Here is a 14,975-nt window from a genome sequence, read left to right as displayed (position 1 = left end):
ATTAGTATTTAATATATTGGTTTAAACCTATAGCGTACTTTTCCAAACCATTCTCAAAAATAAATGGTGAATGAGTTACTGAAAGTAAAAATTTACATTTGTTGGAAGCTACAATGTCAGGAAGTAACAATTTTTGCCAAAATATTGAAAGAGACAATTCAGGTTCATCAAATAGCACTATAAAACTTTTACTATCTGAAAGATATATTCTAGAAAAAAGAGAGATAATTTGTTTCTCACCTGATGAAAGTTTACTCAGCAATTGAGTTAGTAAAACCTTTTTGCCACCTCTCGATATTAAATAAAATTCAACTTCACTTGCTTCATATTGAATTTCTTTCTCGGAATATTTAAGATACTTATTACAAATTGAAATAAAACTTTCAATCGCATTGTCAATTTCCCTCTGCTTCTCATAAATAGTTATTAACTTTTGAAGGAAGTAAACTAGGTATTTGTCATCAATATCTTTTAATTTTTTTGCAGAAACAATGCTTGTTATTTTCTCTTTATCATCTTTCGAAATAGCCTCACCAACTCTTGCTAAAATAATATCAATATCTTTCTTTGATATATTTTGTAAGGCACTACTATTTATGTTTGGAACACCTTTAACTAGTTGACTTAAAATTTCAGAAGAGATTTGTGATAATCCTTTGCTGGATAATGTATTAATCTCCTTCTTTAATTCATCAAACCTTTCTCTAACATCTTTCATCCCGAATTGAATAAGTCTTACATCACCTTGATTTATCTTATTCTTTTCATCATCTAATCCTAAATTAATTAAGTCTTCTTCAATTCTTCGGAACGTTGGAAAATATAGGATTTCTGTTTCTAACAATTCCTTTTGTAAAGTTTCTTTCGCTTTTCTGATTTTTTCGTTTCCCTCACCAAATCCGCAAATTACTTTAAGAGCACTCAAAACCATTCTTGTAGGATATCTTCTAAAAATATCTGATGAATACCTTTGCATTTCAATTCTGTCTAAAATCATATGAGGATGCACACCTCGTGACAATAACTCACTTATTTCAATTATTTCCCTTGTATCTAAACTTCTTGAAAGTGAATTAATTAATTGAGGAGGTAAGTTCATTTCCAAGTCTTCGTCTGACGATAACAATTTGTCTTTATCAATTGTAATTTTTTGTCCATCAGTAAAAGACAATTCAAGGGATTTAAAGTCAAAGTCTTTAAGCTTAAAAAGTTTACTAGTCAAGGTATAGTAGAGCATGCTAAGAACTGTAGTCTTACCAAGTCCATTTTCCCCTATAAGGATTTTAACATCATCTTTAAAAGGAATAACTACTGTTCTGTCGCCAAATAGTCCCTTTATTGTGAATGATTTTAAATTACTATTTCTCATATTTTTTGAATTCAATTGTTTGTTGTTGTCATTATAGCATTACCACTAACGTTTTGCCGCTTTGCGAAGGCGGGGCTTTTCAGCACTAAACTTCATTAGATGCACAAAGCTTGAATTTAGCACTACACTGTCATTGAAGCACGAAACCCCCGCTTTTGCAAAACGGCTGTTATGTGCCGTATTTCTTACCATTGTCCTTGTTCGTTCTTTTTGCTTTTAAGCCAGTCCCACGCCTCAGTCGGAAGAATACCCCAATATGTTTTTAAGTCAACTTCCATTACTAAAAATCTGTCCCCTGATTTGTTAGTCCCAATGCGATTATAAATATCTTTAACGCTTAGTCTTGTTAATACAAGCCAAGAACCTTGAAAATAATTAAACCAGTCACCAAGCAATTTTATGTTGTCTTTAATGCTTTGGTCGCTACCTTCAACATTATATATTATGATTACGAATTTTTTCATTGTCTTAATTTTTAACTTGTGATTGGATTGTTACACATTTACTCATTTCAGCAAGTCGATGTTCCCATCTATTATTCCAAGTTATTGTAACGATATGTTCAATTGGTTTGGCATTTTCAGAATACACTATAAATTTTGCTGTCCAAGTCCCGTTAGAATAAACGTTGGGCGATTCTGTATCCCCAATTTTTATTTTGGGCATTGGGACTGAACTTCCTGCTTGTTCAGTTGGAACAGATTGAGATTCTGGGGATATTATTTCTAATATTGGAACCGTTGCTTTTCCAGTTGCTGGTATTAAAATAGCAGTGTTAGAATTGTTGTGCCAATTAAGTGGTTGTCCAGTCAGTGGAATGTCTTGCGGTGTTGGATATGTGCTACTTTTAAATTGAAGTCGTTCTAAATATATTTCGCAACTTTTTGCTGCCAAACTACCTTGATTTTTTATTAGTAAAATTGTTTCATATTTTTTGGCTTTGTAATTACTTGAAGAAGTTTCATTGTCAAGAATTTCGTGCAGAACATTGTCGTCTCTGAAGCAAACAGAAAGGTCTGCCTTATCCCAAATTTTTCTGATGTCTTCTTTAAATAAGGCGACTACAACCGCTAAAAATGTTACTGTTGTCCCAATGACTGAAATTACTCTTGTGTAAAGGTCATTAAGCGTTAAGTCTTTGTTTATAATTGTCGGCCGTAAATAGTCAATTGGTAAAAATTGTCCTATGATGTAACCAAATAAGGTCAACCCTAAGAGAATTAATATAACGTGTCTAAGTTTCAGTTTATTCATACTGTTGTCTGTTTAGATGTTGTCGTTTATATGGCACATAACACCCAAATATACGCATTGCCCAAATATAAACTATATCCAGTTGCGCTTATCCAGTTTGATAATTTTTATAACTAATTGTAAATGATTTAATTAATTTTTTTATCTTTGGATAAACGCAATAATCATGAATTCTAATTTTATACAACAGTTTGTCACTATTCTGCGGATGCAACGTTATGCGGACAGAAGCATCAAAACCTACACATCGCATCTTACTTATTTTCTTAAAGTCTCTTCTACACTAAAAACTGAAGATATTACCCAGAGGCAGCTGGAAGATTTTATCATCTGGCTGGTAGAAAAGAAGAAAGTTGGCCAGTCCTACCAAAAAGCAATGATTGCGACGATTACCAAATTCTATAAAGAGATTTTCCAGCGCAATATCAACCTGAAACATCTCTATCCCAAGAGAAAAGAAAACAAACTCCCAAAGTTCCTTACTAAAGATGAAGTCAAGAAAATTCTGGATGCCACAGAGAATCTGAAACATAAAGCTATTCTTACAACAATCTATTCCTGCGGACTTAGACTGAGTGAAGTGCTGGAATTAAAAATTGCAGATATCAAAACGCTAGAAAATTTGCTCCTAGTCCGTCAGTCAAAAGGCAAAAAAGATAGGGTAGTGGTGCTCTCTCCTTTGCTGCTGGAACTTCTCAGGACATACTACAAAAGCTATAAGCCCAAAACTTATCTGTTCGAAGGACATGAAGGCGAGAAATATTCCGAACGCAGCGTCCAGCAGATTCTGAAAAATGCACTGGTAAAAGCAACTGTTATCTCTCCCGCATCAGTTCATACACTTCGCCATTCCTATGCCACACATCTGCTAGAAAATGGGACAGACATCAGGATAATAAAAGAATTACTTGGACATAATAATATCAAAACCACAGAAATCTATACCCATATTACAGATGTAAGCAGGGCAAAGATAAAAAGTCCGCTTGACTATCTGTAAAAGATCTAGGTTTATTCTGTGATTTCTGGCAAGACTCATCTAAGTTTCCGTCGAAGTAAATCCCATACAATACCGGTACAAGTCCGATACAAATCTGATAATCTATCATATTTGTAACTAACTAACATCGGTTTTATATTCCTGTTTCATAGAACGCAAGACGAACGGTCCACTTACAAACCATCATCGAAAAACACAAAAAAATGGCAAGACTCAAAAAAAACGGCAACCTGAGCGGTGCAATCGGCAATATAGTATTTGTAAACGACGGCAAAAGATCCTATGTCCGTTCCAAACCTGATACCGTGAAGCAGACAAAAAATACCATAGCCTCGGCATCTGTTTTTGGATGGGTGAGTGCGCAGGAAAAGCAGTTCAGACTGATTTTGCAGGATAAGATTGGATTGATCCCGCAACAGTATTTCGCTGCGAGACATGTGGCGAGGCTCAGGAAAACAGTCATACGGGAAGAGGGCAGTTCAGGAAATACCATAGCCAAATTTCAGGATCCGACCGCACTGATTGGCTTTGACCTTAATCCTAAGCAGGAGTGGGAAAGGTGTACCAACTTCTTTCCGGCCTTCGAAACAGACGAAAAAAATGTCTTTACAGCAAAAATACCAGCTTTATCCTGGATCAAACAAGTGAAACCTCCCCAATATGCCAGCCTAGCAACAATTAATATCCACGCCATCGCAACAGATCTGAATCAGATAAGTGTAACTGCGGAGTTGCTGTCTTCTCTTTCTATGACGATGAAAGAAAGAGAAATCATACCATCTCAGGAATGGTCATTCAGTATCCCGGAGACAACAAAATGGCTGCTTGTTATTGCTATTATCAATTTTCATTCTGATAAGAATCAGCTGGGGAAAACAGAAAGAACAATTGGCAACTACCTCTGGGCAAAGAAAATAACAGACTGAATTTCCCCTTCCTCGCAAGGGTGTCAGCCAGCGGACAGGGTGGTTTCTGTAAATGAAAAACTTTAATACTAATTAACAAAATCTTTATCAGATGTATCAATTAATTTCTTTATCTTGGTAAAGGTATTATATTAAATCACAAGCCACCATTTATAATTCATCATTCATTATTTATACTTACCCTTATGCCGGTTCAGCCTTATTCATTATTTTCTGATTTTGATATCTACCTTTTCCGTTCGGGGAAACATACAAGGCTCTACGAAAAATTTGGATCTCACAAGGTCGAAGTGGATGGCGTTTCCGGTGTATATTTTGCCGTTTGGGCACCCATGGCGACCGAGGTTTCTGTGATAGGGGATTTCAACCGTTGGGATGCTTTTTCACACAGGCTGGCAGGGCGCTGGGATCAGTCCGGGATTTGGGAAGGTTTCATTCCGGGATTGGATTTTGGAGAAGTTTATAAATACGGCATCCGGACAACTGATGGTATTCTGCTGGAAAAAGCAGATCCTTTCGGCCTCTGCTTCGAGAACGCTTTGCAGGCTGGTTCTGCAGTTTGTACAACCTGGTACGAGTGGCAGGACGAAGAGTGGATGCAAAAACGCTGGCGATACAACAGCCTGGAATCACCTATCTCTGTTTACGAGATGCATCTCGGCTCATGGATGCGTGATCCCGGAAATCCGGAAAGATTTTTAAGCTATGGCGAAATAGCTGACAGACTTGTTCCCTATATCAAAGCCATGAATTTTACGCACGTCGAGTTCATGCCTGTTATGGAATATCCTTATGACCCGAGCTGGGGTTATCAGATTACGGGATTTTATGCCGCAACTTCCAGATTCGGCGGACCGCAGGAATTGATGTACCTGATTTCTGAACTTCATAAAAATGATATCGGTGTTTTCCTGGATTGGGTACCGTCTCATTTTCCGGGAGATGCCAACGGATTACACCGCTTTGATGGGTCTTATTTGTACGAACATGAAGACCCGAGAAAAGGCTTTCACCCGGATTGGAAGTCATATATTTTCAATTACGGAAGACCCGAGGTCAAATCATTTTTAATATCAAATGCCATCTTCTGGCTGGACCGTTATCACGCTGATGGATTGCGTGTAGATGCTGTAACGTCAATGCTTCATCTCGACTATTCCAGAAACGAGGGCGAGTGGGAACCGAACATCTATGGCAGTAACGTCAATCTGGAAGCGAAACAGTTTTTGCAGGATTTCAATACGGAAGTTTATAAAGAATTTCCGGATGTCCAGACCATTGCAGAAGAAAGCTCCGATTTTCCGAAATTAACTAAACCTGTTCACGATGATGGAATCGGTTTTGGGATGAAATGGATGATGGGCTGGATGCACGACACACTGGATTATTTCAAAGAAGACCCGATTGCAAGAAGTTATCATCACAACAAAATCACGTTCACGAGCACCTATATGTATAATGAAAACTATATGATGCCCTTGTCTCACGATGAGGTGGTGCACGGAAAAAGCAGTCTGATTTACAAAATGCCGGGAGACGAATGGCAGAAGTTTGCCAATCTTCGCGCAATGTATGTTTATATGTTCACCAATCCGGGAGCAAAATTATTATTTATGGGTGATGAATTTGCACAGACCACGGAATGGAATTTCAAAACCTCTCTCGATTGGCATCTGCTTCAATATCCTGTCCATAAGAATCTTCAGGATTTTGTAAGAGATCTGAATTTGCTTTACAAAACGCATCCGTCTTTATATGAGCTTCAGTTCTCGCCTTATGGTTATGAATGGGTGGACGGGGATGACAGAGACAACTCGATTTTTATTTACCTGAGAAAGAGCAAAAATGAAAAAGAAGTTCTGATGACCATTCTTAATCTAACTCCGAGAAGTTTCGATTACAGAGTTGGGGTTGATGAACATACGGACTGGAAGGTGATCCTGAATTCAGATGACAAAAAATACAGCGGGAGCGGTGTAGAAGCAGTTATTTCCCAACATCTTGAGGAAGGCTGGAACCATCGTGAGAATTCGGTTATTATAAGGTTGCCACCACTGTCCGGATTAGTACTGCAACAAAGTAAACGCATCAAGAAATCAAAGATCTCCGAATTTTTGAAACGTAAAAAATAAATATTTAAGATAGAGACCTATGAAAATATTTCACCTTTCTATGGAATGTTACCCAGTCGCAAAAGTCGGTGGATTGGCTGACGTGGTGGGAGCTTTGCCAAAATATCAAAACAGAATGGGGCTGGATGCCAAAGTTGTTATGCCTTGGTACAACAAACCTTTTTTTTATAACCATGATTTTGAAATTGTGTTTGACGGCTTTATCCATCAATCGTTTCACATGTATCAGGTTCAGGTTTATAAAGAGAAAAGTAATGTTTTGGGGTTTGAGCTTTATCTTGTAAAGATTCCGGGATTACTGGATAGGGAAAACGTTTATGGCTACTGGGACGAGAGTCAGCAGTTTATCGCTTTTCAGCATGCTGTTTTACATTGGCTTAGCGCGATGCAGATTCGCCCGGATATTTTGCATTGCCATGATTACCATACAGGTCTGGTTCTTTTCATGATCGAGAATTGTTATGAATTTCGTTTTCTGCGAGGTATCAGGACTATAGGAACCATTCATAATGGCGAATATCAGGGAAGTATGGATTGGCAGATGTCCAGTTTTCTGCCACATTTTGACGGCTGGAAGTGGGGACTTCTGGACTGGAACGGCAGGATCAACCCGATGGCGGCCATGATAAAATCCTGTAATGCCTTCAACGCAGTTTCCAGGGGCTATCTGGAAGAGTTATTTTATAGTTTCCAAGGCCTTGAACCATTGATGAATCAAGAACGAAAGAAAGCTTTCGGGATTATTAACGGAATCGATACCGAAGTCTGGGATCCGCAGACGGATGATATGCTGAAGTTCAATTATAATAAAGATTATGCAGAAGAAGGAAAATGGGAAAATAAAAAAGTCATCTGTGCAGAGTATGGACTTAATCCGAACCTTCCGCTTTTTGGATTTATAGGAAGATTTGCAGGTGAAAAAGGTGCAGATCTTTTGCCGGACATTGTTGAAAAAAGCATCCAGGAGACCAATGGCTCCCTGAATATTATTGTCCTTGGATCTGGAAATCAATACATCGAAAACAGATTGAAGGAATTGCAGCATCAGTTCAATATTAACTTTGCATTAGATTTGGGATATAAAGAATATCTGTCGCATCAGATTTATGCTTCGGCAGATTTCTTGCTCATGCCAAGCCGCGTAGAACCCTGCGGACTTAACCAGATGTATGCCATGCGCTACGGAACTGTCCCGATTGTAAGATATACAGGCGGACTGCGGGATACGGTTCAGGATATTTCTACAGGTGGGAGCGGGCTCAATTTTACCAATGCCGGTGCAGATGACGCTGTTCACGCCATAAAGAGAGCTTTGCATATCTACAGCCAGAAAGACCTGATGCAGGGATTGATTTATAATAACATGTCTTTTGATTTCTCCTGGGAAAAATCAGCAAGTAATTATTCTGAATTATATAATTATTAAATAATATCATTTTCAATAAAAATTAAATACGAATATTTTTTGTTAACATTGGCTTAATATTTGAAAACAATCATTAACTTTATGGAAATAACTCAACAACTTACAAATAACCAGCACATTTTATGAAAGAAAGTGTAATCTCCATTGTTTTAGGAGGTGGGAGAGGAAGCAGATTGTTTCCTTTGACTTACAGCAGATCAAAACCGGCGGTCCCGATTGCCGGGAAATACCGTTTGGTGGATATTCCTATTTCCAATTGTCTCAACTCCGGTCTTAACCGTATCTTGGTTCTGACACAGTTTAACTCGGCTTCGCTCAACTCGCATATCAAGAATTCTTACCACTTTGATATTTTCAGCAAAGGATTCGTAGATATCCTTGCAGCTGAGCAGAATGTTGAAAATGAAAACTGGTATCAGGGAACTGCCGATGCCGTTCGCCAGACGATGAAACATCTGGAAAAATATGAATATGAATACATTCTTATTCTTTCCGGTGATCAGCTTTACCAGATGGATTTTAAAAAAATGATTGATTTTCATAAAAAGCAGGGCGGTGATATTACTATCGCAACAATTCCTGTAATTGCTAAAGATGCAACAGGATTCGGGATTATGAAAGCTGACGAAGAAGGAAATATAACCGCTTTCACAGAAAAACCTAGCCTGGATGTTTTAAAAGACTGGAAATCCGAAACCAGTGAGGAAAGCAAGTCCAAAGGAAAAGAATACCTTGCATCTATGGGGATCTATGTTTTTACTAAAGATGTTCTTAGAAAATTGTTTGCAGATTATGAAGGGGATGATTTCGGGAAAGATTTTATTCCGGCGTCTATTGGGAATCTCAATGTTTTGAGCTACCAGTATGATGGTTACTGGACAGATATCGGAACGATTGAGTCCTTTTATGAAGCAAACCTGGATTTGGCGCAGGATCTGCCGCAGTTCAATCTGTTCAGTTCCAATCCTATCTATACCAGGGCGAGAATGCTCCCGCCGACCAAGATCAACGGATCTTATGTTAGCAAGACGATTTTCGGAGATGGTTGTATTATTTTGGCCGATAAGATAGAGAATTGCATTATAGGTAACAGAACCAGAGTCGACAGGGGAACAACTATAGTCAATTCTTATGTTATGGGTGCGGATTATTATCAGACTGCAAAAGAGGTTGCTGATAATGAGGAAAATGGAAAGACCAGCATGGGAATTGGAAAATACTGCTATATAGACATGGCCATTCTTGACAAGAACTGTTTCATAGGCAATAATGTGAGGATCATTGGCGGAAAACATCACCCCGATGGTGATTATGACACACATTCCATCAAAGACGGCATTGTTGTAGTGAAGAAAAACGCGGTAATACCCGATGGAACCAATATCATGTAGAATAGATATTAAAACCTTTCGGAGACGAAAGGTTTTATTTTTTTAATTTTGGCAAATTATTTGTCTAAGAATTTATTCAAATCAAAAAATTAATGAAGAACATTTTCATCCTTATCGGGTTTTTAATTTTCAATTCGGGTTTTGCACAATTCGATAATATCAATGCAGGAGAGGTTTTGAACTATAGAATTCATTATGGTTTTATTACTGCAGGCAATGCAAGTCTTGCAACTACTAAAACGTCATATAAAGGCCAGCCGGCATTCTATGTCAAAGGGACTGGAAAAACAAGTGGTGCCGCGAAAGCATTTTTTAAAGTAGAAGATGTTTATGAGAGTTACATCAATGAGAATAAAGAACCGCTTTTTTATGTAAGAAATGTGGCAGAAGGCAGTTACAGGCAACATTTGCAAAGTACATTCAACCCTGCTAATAACACATTGGTTTTGGTGGATAAAAAGCATACCGACAGGCCAGCAAAAACGGTAAAAGTTCCTAATGATGTTCAGGATATGATGTCCTGCTTTTATTATCTAAGAAGCCTGCCTTCGGAAAATCTTCGCATAGGAAGTATTGTCAGGATGAACGTATGGGTGGATGATGAACTGTTTCCTTTTCAGTTGAAAGTAGTCGGGACAGAAAATTTGTCGACTAAATTCGGAAAAATTAACTGTCTTAAAATCATTCCTTCTGTGATCAGCGGAAGAGTCTTTAAAGAAAAAGAAGGTGTGACGATGTGGGTTTCCAATGACCAGAACAGGGTTCCGATCCTTATCAAGGCAGAGCTTGCGGTTGGTTCGCTTAAAGCAAGTATCGATGGTTATAGCAATGTAAAATATCCTCTGAATTTTTCGAAATAGATATTATAGAAATCACTCTTTCCTGAGTGATTTTTTTATTGGATTAAAATTATTGTCTTAGGACAAGTTGAACCATTCAGAATAAAATTATCTTTGGTATAAACCATTCAAATGAAAAAACTGACTGTGTCATCAGAGATTAATAAACCGATCCATAAGGTATGGAATTATTTCAATACTCCTGCTCATATTACAAAATGGAACTTTGCCCACGAAAGCTGGGAATGTCCCGCTGCTAAAAATGACTTGACGGCCGGCGGCAAACTGGAAGTCAGAATGCAGGCAAAGGACGGAAGCTTTGGTTTTGATTTAGTCGGAATTTATGATGAGATCAAAGAAAATCAATTAATAAGATACCATCTCGAAGACGGAAGAGAAGTTGAAGTCATCTTTGAAAGTTTATCGGACAATCAAACGAAATTAACAGAAAACTTCGACCCGGAAAATCAGAATCCTTTAGAATTTCAAAAAGATGGCTGGCAAGCCATTCTTGATAATTTTAAAAAGTATTCAGAAAGTATATAGTAATTTCTAAACTCTAACATTCAGACTTTTGAAAATGAACAACAACATATTTCCCTGCTACTGGTTCAATCAGAATGGTGCCGAAGCGGCAAGATTTTACACATCGGTTTTCAGAAATTCAAAAATTACAGTTGATACTCCAATGGTTATCAACATAGAAATCGAAGGTCAGAAACTCATGTTCCTGAATGCCGGACCGATGTTCCGGCCTAATCTAACTTTATCATTAATGATGATGTGCGATTCTAAAGAAGAAGCGGAAGGTTACTATCAAAAACTTTCCGAAAACGGAAAAGTGATGATGGAACTGGATTCTTATCCCTGGAGCGAATGTTATGCCTGGGTGGAAGATCAATACGGAATTTCGTGGCAATTGTATTACGCTAAAGAAGCATACCGGCAAAAATTCTCTCCCGTTATGATGTTTACGGGTCAGAATAATGGTAGATGCCGAGAAGCATTAAAATATTATACTTCAATTTTTCCCAATTCCAAAACAGAAGGAATAATGGAATATGAGGAAGGGCAAGGCGATATAGCTGGAAATGTAGCGCATTCTCAATTCGTTATCAATGATTATGTGATGATGGCAATGGACAGTTCACACGATCATAAAGCCAATTTTACCGAAGGAACTTCAATAACAATCATGACAAAAGATCAGGATGAAACTGATTATTATTGGAACGAGTTCACAAAAGAAGGTGAAGAAAGTATGTGTGGCTGGCTGAAGGACAAATATGGATTCAGCTGGCAAATTGTCCCAAACCGATTGATAGAATTGACCAATACGCACGAAGTTGATAAAGCACAGAAAGCTTTTGGCGCAATGATGAAAATGAAGAAAATCATCATCAAAGATATTGAAGACGCTTATAATTCCTAAAATCAAAGTTATGGAAACATTAAAATATCAAATTGAGATAGAAGCACCGGCAGAAAAAGTCTGGGATGTTCTGTGGGATGAAAAAACCTATTCGCAATGGACGCATTATTTCAGCCCTGGTTCTGTAATGAAAACGGATTGGCAAATAGGCGGTAAAACCTATTTTACCGAAGCGAGTGGACAAAACGGAATGGTAAGTACGATTGAACGTATCGAAGAACCAAAAATTCTTGTATTCAAGCATCTTGGCGAGCTGAAAAATGGAGTAGAAGATATTGATAGCGATCAAGTAAAAGAATGGAACGGAAGTTTAGAAGCTTATCACTTAGAAGAAATACAGGATAAAACTATCTTGAAAGTAGAAGTAGATGTAGATCCCAGCTACAAAAGTATGATGGACAATGGCTTCAGTAAAGGATTAGAAGTTGTGAAGCGTCTCTCTGAAAATTAATTGAATAGAATGAATTCTAATAAAAATTATCAATATACTTTTCATTCCAACAAAACTGCGGAAGAAATTTTTCCGGTATTGCAAGATGTCAGACAGTGGTGGATCGGTATATTTGGGGAGACTATATCGGGCGAAACCAATATTATCGGGGACGAATTTTCATTTTCTGCGGGTCATGGTGCTCATTTCTCAAAACAAAAATTAATTGAAATAAAACCCAATAAAGAATTGGTCTGGCTGGTAATCGAAAGTAATTTATCATTTCTCAATGATACTCAGAAGTGGAAAATACAAGAATTATATTAAATCTCGAAGGGACAGCTCACGGAACAAAAATTACTTTCATACACGCAGGTCTGGTTCCGAATATCGAATGCTATAAAAATTGTACAGACGCCTGGACGCAATAACTGGAAAAACTTGAAAAGGCTTTAAACTCATAAATAATATGACACCAAAATCAAAGGGTTATAAAAACGCTAATCATATCAATCTTTATTATGAAATATATGGCGAAGGAAAACCTCTGGTTCTGATTCACGGTGGCGGTTCATCAGGCTCTTATGATTTCGAAGAAACCATTAAAAGGCTGGAGAATGAATTTCAGCTGATTGTTATTGATTTACAGAATCACGGACGGTCCGGACATCGTTATATTCCCGAAACTTTTGAGCAAGATGCAAAAGATGTAATGGCGGTTTTGGAGCAGCTGAATGTCTCAAAAGCCTCATTTTTCGGTTTCAGTAATGGTGCAACAACGGTTTTGAAGATTGCTCAGCTTTTCCCCGGTAATGTGGAAAAAATTATTGCTGCTTCGGGCGTTACAAAAAGAAGTGGAATGGTAGATGGTTTTTTTGAAGGAATGTCCAAAGCGAGCATCGACAATATGATGCGAAAGCTGAAAGATAATTTTCTGAACATCAATCCGGACGAGAACCTGTTAAAGAATATGTTCGAAAAGGACAGTCAGCGGATGTTGAACTTTCAGGATGTTGGAGATGAGGTATTAAAGTCTATTAAAAGGCCTGTTTTCCTGATTGCCGGAGACAAAGATGTCGTAAAATCACAGCATATCGCTGAGATGAGTCAACTCACTCCGGATTCCCGGCTGATGATTTTGCCGGCCGGACACGGAGATTATATGATGGCTGATGAAAACGGAACTATTGATAAGGAGCTTATTGATTTCACAATATTGCAGATCAGAAGTTTTTTGAATAAATAAAATAAAGTACAACTATAAAAAATTAGAAAAATGGCAAAATTAAATCCATACCTCAATTTTGATGGTAAAGCAGAAGAAGCTTTCAGATTTTATCAATCGGTTTTCGGCGGAGAGTTCATAGGCGGTGTGATGAAAATGGGAAATGCACCAGGAACAGAACATCTTTCCGAAGATGAAAAAAACAGAGTGATGCATATCGCATTACCAATCGGAAAAGACCTGTTGATGGCTTCGGATATTATGCCTTCCATGGGACAAAATCTAAATCAGGGAAATGGAAATTATATTTCTGTTTTTCCGGACAGCAGAGATGAAGCGGATCGTATATTCAACGGACTTTCTGCTGGCGGAGAAGTGGAAATGCCAATGGAAGATCAGTTTTGGGGTGATTATTTCGGAAGCTTCAGAGATAAGTTTGGCGTATACTGGATGGTAAATTACAGTCAGGATTCTGGTTACGAAGGATAATCGTGAATGAGAAATATAATTTCCTTTATGCACATATCTCTCGATGGCTATGTTGCAGGTCCAAACAGAGAAATGGACTGGATAAAAGCGGATGAAGAAATTTTTGATTATGTAGCGCAACGTATTGGCGAGAGTGATACGGCATTGTATGGTCGTGTGACTTATGAAATGATGGAAAGTTATTGGCCGACTGTTGCAGACAAACCAAATGCAAGTAAGCACGATATCAAACATTCCGAATGGTACAAAGATGTCCACAAGATTGTTTTATCCGGAACGTTTGAGAGTCAGCATTCAAATAAAACAACAATTATCAATCATAATTTTGTTGACAGAATCAATGAAATAAAACAACAATCCGGTAAAGATATTTTACTTTTTGGGAGTCCGTCCGCTACTCATTCACTAATTCAGCAGAATCTGATTGATGGATTTTGGTTATTTGTCAATCCCATTATTCTCGGTCAAGGTATTCCGTTATTTGTGGGCATTAAAACCAAAATTGATCTGAAACTTTTAAGTACTCAACAATTCACCAATGGCGTAACCGAACTGAATTATATAATTGAAAAGTAATGATGAAAAAAGTAACAGCAAAAGCGTCTATAGGCATTCAAAAACCTGTTTCAGAAGTTTTTGAAGCAATTATCAACCCTGAAATAATGCAGAACTATTTCATCTCCAAAGGTTCCGGAAGAATGGAAACCGGTAAGGAAATCTTCTGGTCTTTCCCGGAATTTGATGGCTCTTATCCAGTAACTACAAAAGAAATAGCCCCAAATGAAAAAATCATTTTTATCTGGGATCCGGAATCTGTTGTAACGATTGAGTTAAAACAATTATCTGAAAATAATACTCTGATAAAAGTTTCGGAAGAAGGGCATGATACAGATGAAAAAAGCATCAGATGGGCGATAGGTCAAACCGAAGGCTGGGCTAATTTTCTGGCTTGTATGAAAGCCTGGCTCGAATATGAGATACATCTGCGGAAAGGCGCTTTCGAATTTATGAAATCTAACTAAATCAAAGCTTTGCAATTGCAAAGCTTTTTTAAAATTTTCG

General features: G+C 37.7%; 17 protein-coding genes. 14 read left to right on the top strand and 3 right to left on the bottom strand.

Annotated elements, in window-relative coordinates:
- Nucleotide 1: 1 nt before the first annotated feature.
- The 3 genes from BUA97_RS01740 to BUA97_RS01730 form a co-directional block, all read right to left on the bottom strand.
- Complete coding sequence (locus BUA97_RS01740; protein WP_072996140.1) at nucleotides 2–1,369, bottom strand: AAA family ATPase; 1,368 nt, start codon at nucleotides 1,367–1,369, stop codon at nucleotides 2–4.
- Between the two features lie 185 nt (nucleotides 1,370–1,554).
- Entirely contained in the window at nucleotides 1,555–1,833 is a 279-nt protein-coding gene (locus BUA97_RS01735) for a hypothetical protein (RefSeq protein ID WP_072996139.1), read from the bottom strand.
- Nucleotides 1,834–1,837: 4 nt separating this feature from the next.
- Nucleotides 1,838–2,623: a hypothetical protein gene (locus BUA97_RS01730; protein WP_072996138.1), complete on the bottom strand. Its 786-nt coding sequence runs from the start codon at nucleotides 2,621–2,623 to the stop codon at nucleotides 1,838–1,840.
- A 166-nt stretch (nucleotides 2,624–2,789) separates the two neighbouring features.
- Between BUA97_RS01730 and BUA97_RS01725 the strand changes: the two genes are divergently transcribed.
- The 14 genes from BUA97_RS01725 (at nucleotide 2,790) to BUA97_RS01660 (ending at nucleotide 14,935) form a co-directional block, all read left to right on the top strand.
- On the top strand, nucleotides 2,790–3,623 hold the full coding sequence (locus BUA97_RS01725) for a tyrosine-type recombinase/integrase (RefSeq protein WP_072996137.1): 834 nt from the start codon (nucleotides 2,790–2,792) through the stop codon (nucleotides 3,621–3,623).
- 203 nt (nucleotides 3,624–3,826) lie between these two features.
- Nucleotides 3,827–4,549 (top strand): hypothetical protein, encoded by a 723-nt coding sequence (locus BUA97_RS01720; protein ID WP_072996136.1) that lies wholly within the window; start codon nucleotides 3,827–3,829, stop codon nucleotides 4,547–4,549.
- Between the two features lie 185 nt (nucleotides 4,550–4,734).
- Nucleotides 4,735–6,681, top strand: a complete 1,947-nt coding sequence (gene glgB / locus BUA97_RS01715) for a 1,4-alpha-glucan branching protein GlgB (RefSeq protein ID WP_072996135.1) — start codon at nucleotides 4,735–4,737, stop codon at nucleotides 6,679–6,681.
- 19 nt (nucleotides 6,682–6,700) lie between these two features.
- Nucleotides 6,701–8,107, top strand: a complete 1,407-nt coding sequence (locus tag BUA97_RS01710) for a glycogen synthase (RefSeq protein ID WP_072996134.1) — start codon at nucleotides 6,701–6,703, stop codon at nucleotides 8,105–8,107.
- Nucleotides 8,108–8,229: 122 nt separating this feature from the next.
- Nucleotides 8,230–9,498 (top strand): glucose-1-phosphate adenylyltransferase, encoded by a 1,269-nt coding sequence (locus BUA97_RS01705; protein WP_072996133.1) that lies wholly within the window; start codon nucleotides 8,230–8,232, stop codon nucleotides 9,496–9,498.
- Between the two features lie 92 nt (nucleotides 9,499–9,590).
- Complete coding sequence (locus tag BUA97_RS01700) at nucleotides 9,591–10,358, top strand: DUF3108 domain-containing protein (protein WP_072996132.1); 768 nt, start codon at nucleotides 9,591–9,593, stop codon at nucleotides 10,356–10,358.
- 111 nt (nucleotides 10,359–10,469) lie between these two features.
- Nucleotides 10,470–10,883, top strand: a complete 414-nt coding sequence (locus BUA97_RS01695; protein WP_072996131.1) for an SRPBCC family protein — start codon at nucleotides 10,470–10,472, stop codon at nucleotides 10,881–10,883.
- Nucleotides 10,884–10,917: 34 nt separating this feature from the next.
- A complete protein-coding gene (locus BUA97_RS01690) occupies nucleotides 10,918–11,769 on the top strand; it encodes a VOC family protein (RefSeq protein WP_072996130.1) in 852 nt (283 codons plus the stop codon).
- Nucleotides 11,770–11,779: 10 nt separating this feature from the next.
- Nucleotides 11,780–12,220 carry an SRPBCC family protein gene (locus BUA97_RS01685; protein WP_072996129.1) on the top strand — a complete coding sequence of 147 codons (441 nt, stop codon included), beginning with the start codon at nucleotides 11,780–11,782 and terminating at the stop codon, nucleotides 12,218–12,220.
- Between the two features lie 9 nt (nucleotides 12,221–12,229).
- On the top strand, nucleotides 12,230–12,526 hold the full coding sequence (locus BUA97_RS01680; protein WP_072996128.1) for a hypothetical protein: 297 nt from the start codon (nucleotides 12,230–12,232) through the stop codon (nucleotides 12,524–12,526).
- Between the two features lie 142 nt (nucleotides 12,527–12,668).
- Entirely contained in the window at nucleotides 12,669–13,445 is a 777-nt protein-coding gene (locus BUA97_RS01675) for an alpha/beta fold hydrolase (RefSeq protein WP_072996127.1), read from the top strand.
- 30 nt (nucleotides 13,446–13,475) lie between these two features.
- Nucleotides 13,476–13,913, top strand: coding sequence for a VOC family protein (locus BUA97_RS01670; RefSeq protein ID WP_072996126.1), 438 nt, complete (start codon nucleotides 13,476–13,478; stop codon nucleotides 13,911–13,913).
- Between the two features lie 6 nt (nucleotides 13,914–13,919).
- Complete coding sequence (locus BUA97_RS01665) at nucleotides 13,920–14,489, top strand: dihydrofolate reductase family protein (protein WP_072996125.1); 570 nt, start codon at nucleotides 13,920–13,922, stop codon at nucleotides 14,487–14,489.
- Nucleotides 14,489–14,935, top strand: coding sequence for an SRPBCC domain-containing protein (locus tag BUA97_RS01660; protein ID WP_245795782.1), 447 nt, complete (start codon nucleotides 14,489–14,491; stop codon nucleotides 14,933–14,935). The genes BUA97_RS01665 and BUA97_RS01660 overlap by 1 nt, the downstream gene beginning before the upstream one ends.
- Nucleotides 14,936–14,975: the final 40 nt, after the last annotated feature.

Source organism: Epilithonimonas mollis, assembly GCF_900142325.1.
GTDB classification, from domain to species: domain Bacteria; phylum Bacteroidota; class Bacteroidia; order Flavobacteriales; family Weeksellaceae; genus Epilithonimonas; species Epilithonimonas mollis.
The sequence above is the reverse complement of the archived record's forward strand: the minus strand, read 5'-3'. Positions and strand labels throughout refer to the sequence as shown.

Bases quoted from the DNA above. Each gene is read 5' to 3' on its own strand.
- BUA97_RS01740 (WP_072996140.1), bottom strand. From the start codon at position 1,369: ATGAGAAATAGTAATTTAAAATCATTCACAATAAAGGGACTATTTGGC.
- BUA97_RS01735 (WP_072996139.1), bottom strand. From the start codon at position 1,833: ATGAAAAAATTCGTAATCATAATATATAATGTTGAAGGTAGCGACCAA.
- BUA97_RS01730 (WP_072996138.1), bottom strand. From the start codon at position 2,623: ATGAATAAACTGAAACTTAGACACGTTATATTAATTCTCTTAGGGTTG.
- BUA97_RS01725 (WP_072996137.1), top strand. From the start codon at position 2,790: ATGAATTCTAATTTTATACAACAGTTTGTCACTATTCTGCGGATGCAA.
- BUA97_RS01720 (WP_072996136.1), top strand. From the start codon at position 3,827: ATGGCAAGACTCAAAAAAAACGGCAACCTGAGCGGTGCAATCGGCAAT.
- glgB (WP_072996135.1), top strand. From the start codon at position 4,735: ATGCCGGTTCAGCCTTATTCATTATTTTCTGATTTTGATATCTACCTT.
- BUA97_RS01710 (WP_072996134.1), top strand. From the start codon at position 6,701: ATGAAAATATTTCACCTTTCTATGGAATGTTACCCAGTCGCAAAAGTC.
- BUA97_RS01705 (WP_072996133.1), top strand. From the start codon at position 8,230: ATGAAAGAAAGTGTAATCTCCATTGTTTTAGGAGGTGGGAGAGGAAGC.
- BUA97_RS01700 (WP_072996132.1), top strand. From the start codon at position 9,591: ATGAAGAACATTTTCATCCTTATCGGGTTTTTAATTTTCAATTCGGGT.
- BUA97_RS01695 (WP_072996131.1), top strand. From the start codon at position 10,470: ATGAAAAAACTGACTGTGTCATCAGAGATTAATAAACCGATCCATAAG.
- BUA97_RS01690 (WP_072996130.1), top strand. From the start codon at position 10,918: ATGAACAACAACATATTTCCCTGCTACTGGTTCAATCAGAATGGTGCC.
- BUA97_RS01685 (WP_072996129.1), top strand. From the start codon at position 11,780: ATGGAAACATTAAAATATCAAATTGAGATAGAAGCACCGGCAGAAAAA.
- BUA97_RS01680 (WP_072996128.1), top strand. From the start codon at position 12,230: ATGAATTCTAATAAAAATTATCAATATACTTTTCATTCCAACAAAACT.
- BUA97_RS01675 (WP_072996127.1), top strand. From the start codon at position 12,669: ATGACACCAAAATCAAAGGGTTATAAAAACGCTAATCATATCAATCTT.
- BUA97_RS01670 (WP_072996126.1), top strand. From the start codon at position 13,476: ATGGCAAAATTAAATCCATACCTCAATTTTGATGGTAAAGCAGAAGAA.
- BUA97_RS01665 (WP_072996125.1), top strand. From the start codon at position 13,920: ATGAGAAATATAATTTCCTTTATGCACATATCTCTCGATGGCTATGTT.
- BUA97_RS01660 (WP_245795782.1), top strand. From the start codon at position 14,489: ATGATGAAAAAAGTAACAGCAAAAGCGTCTATAGGCATTCAAAAACCT.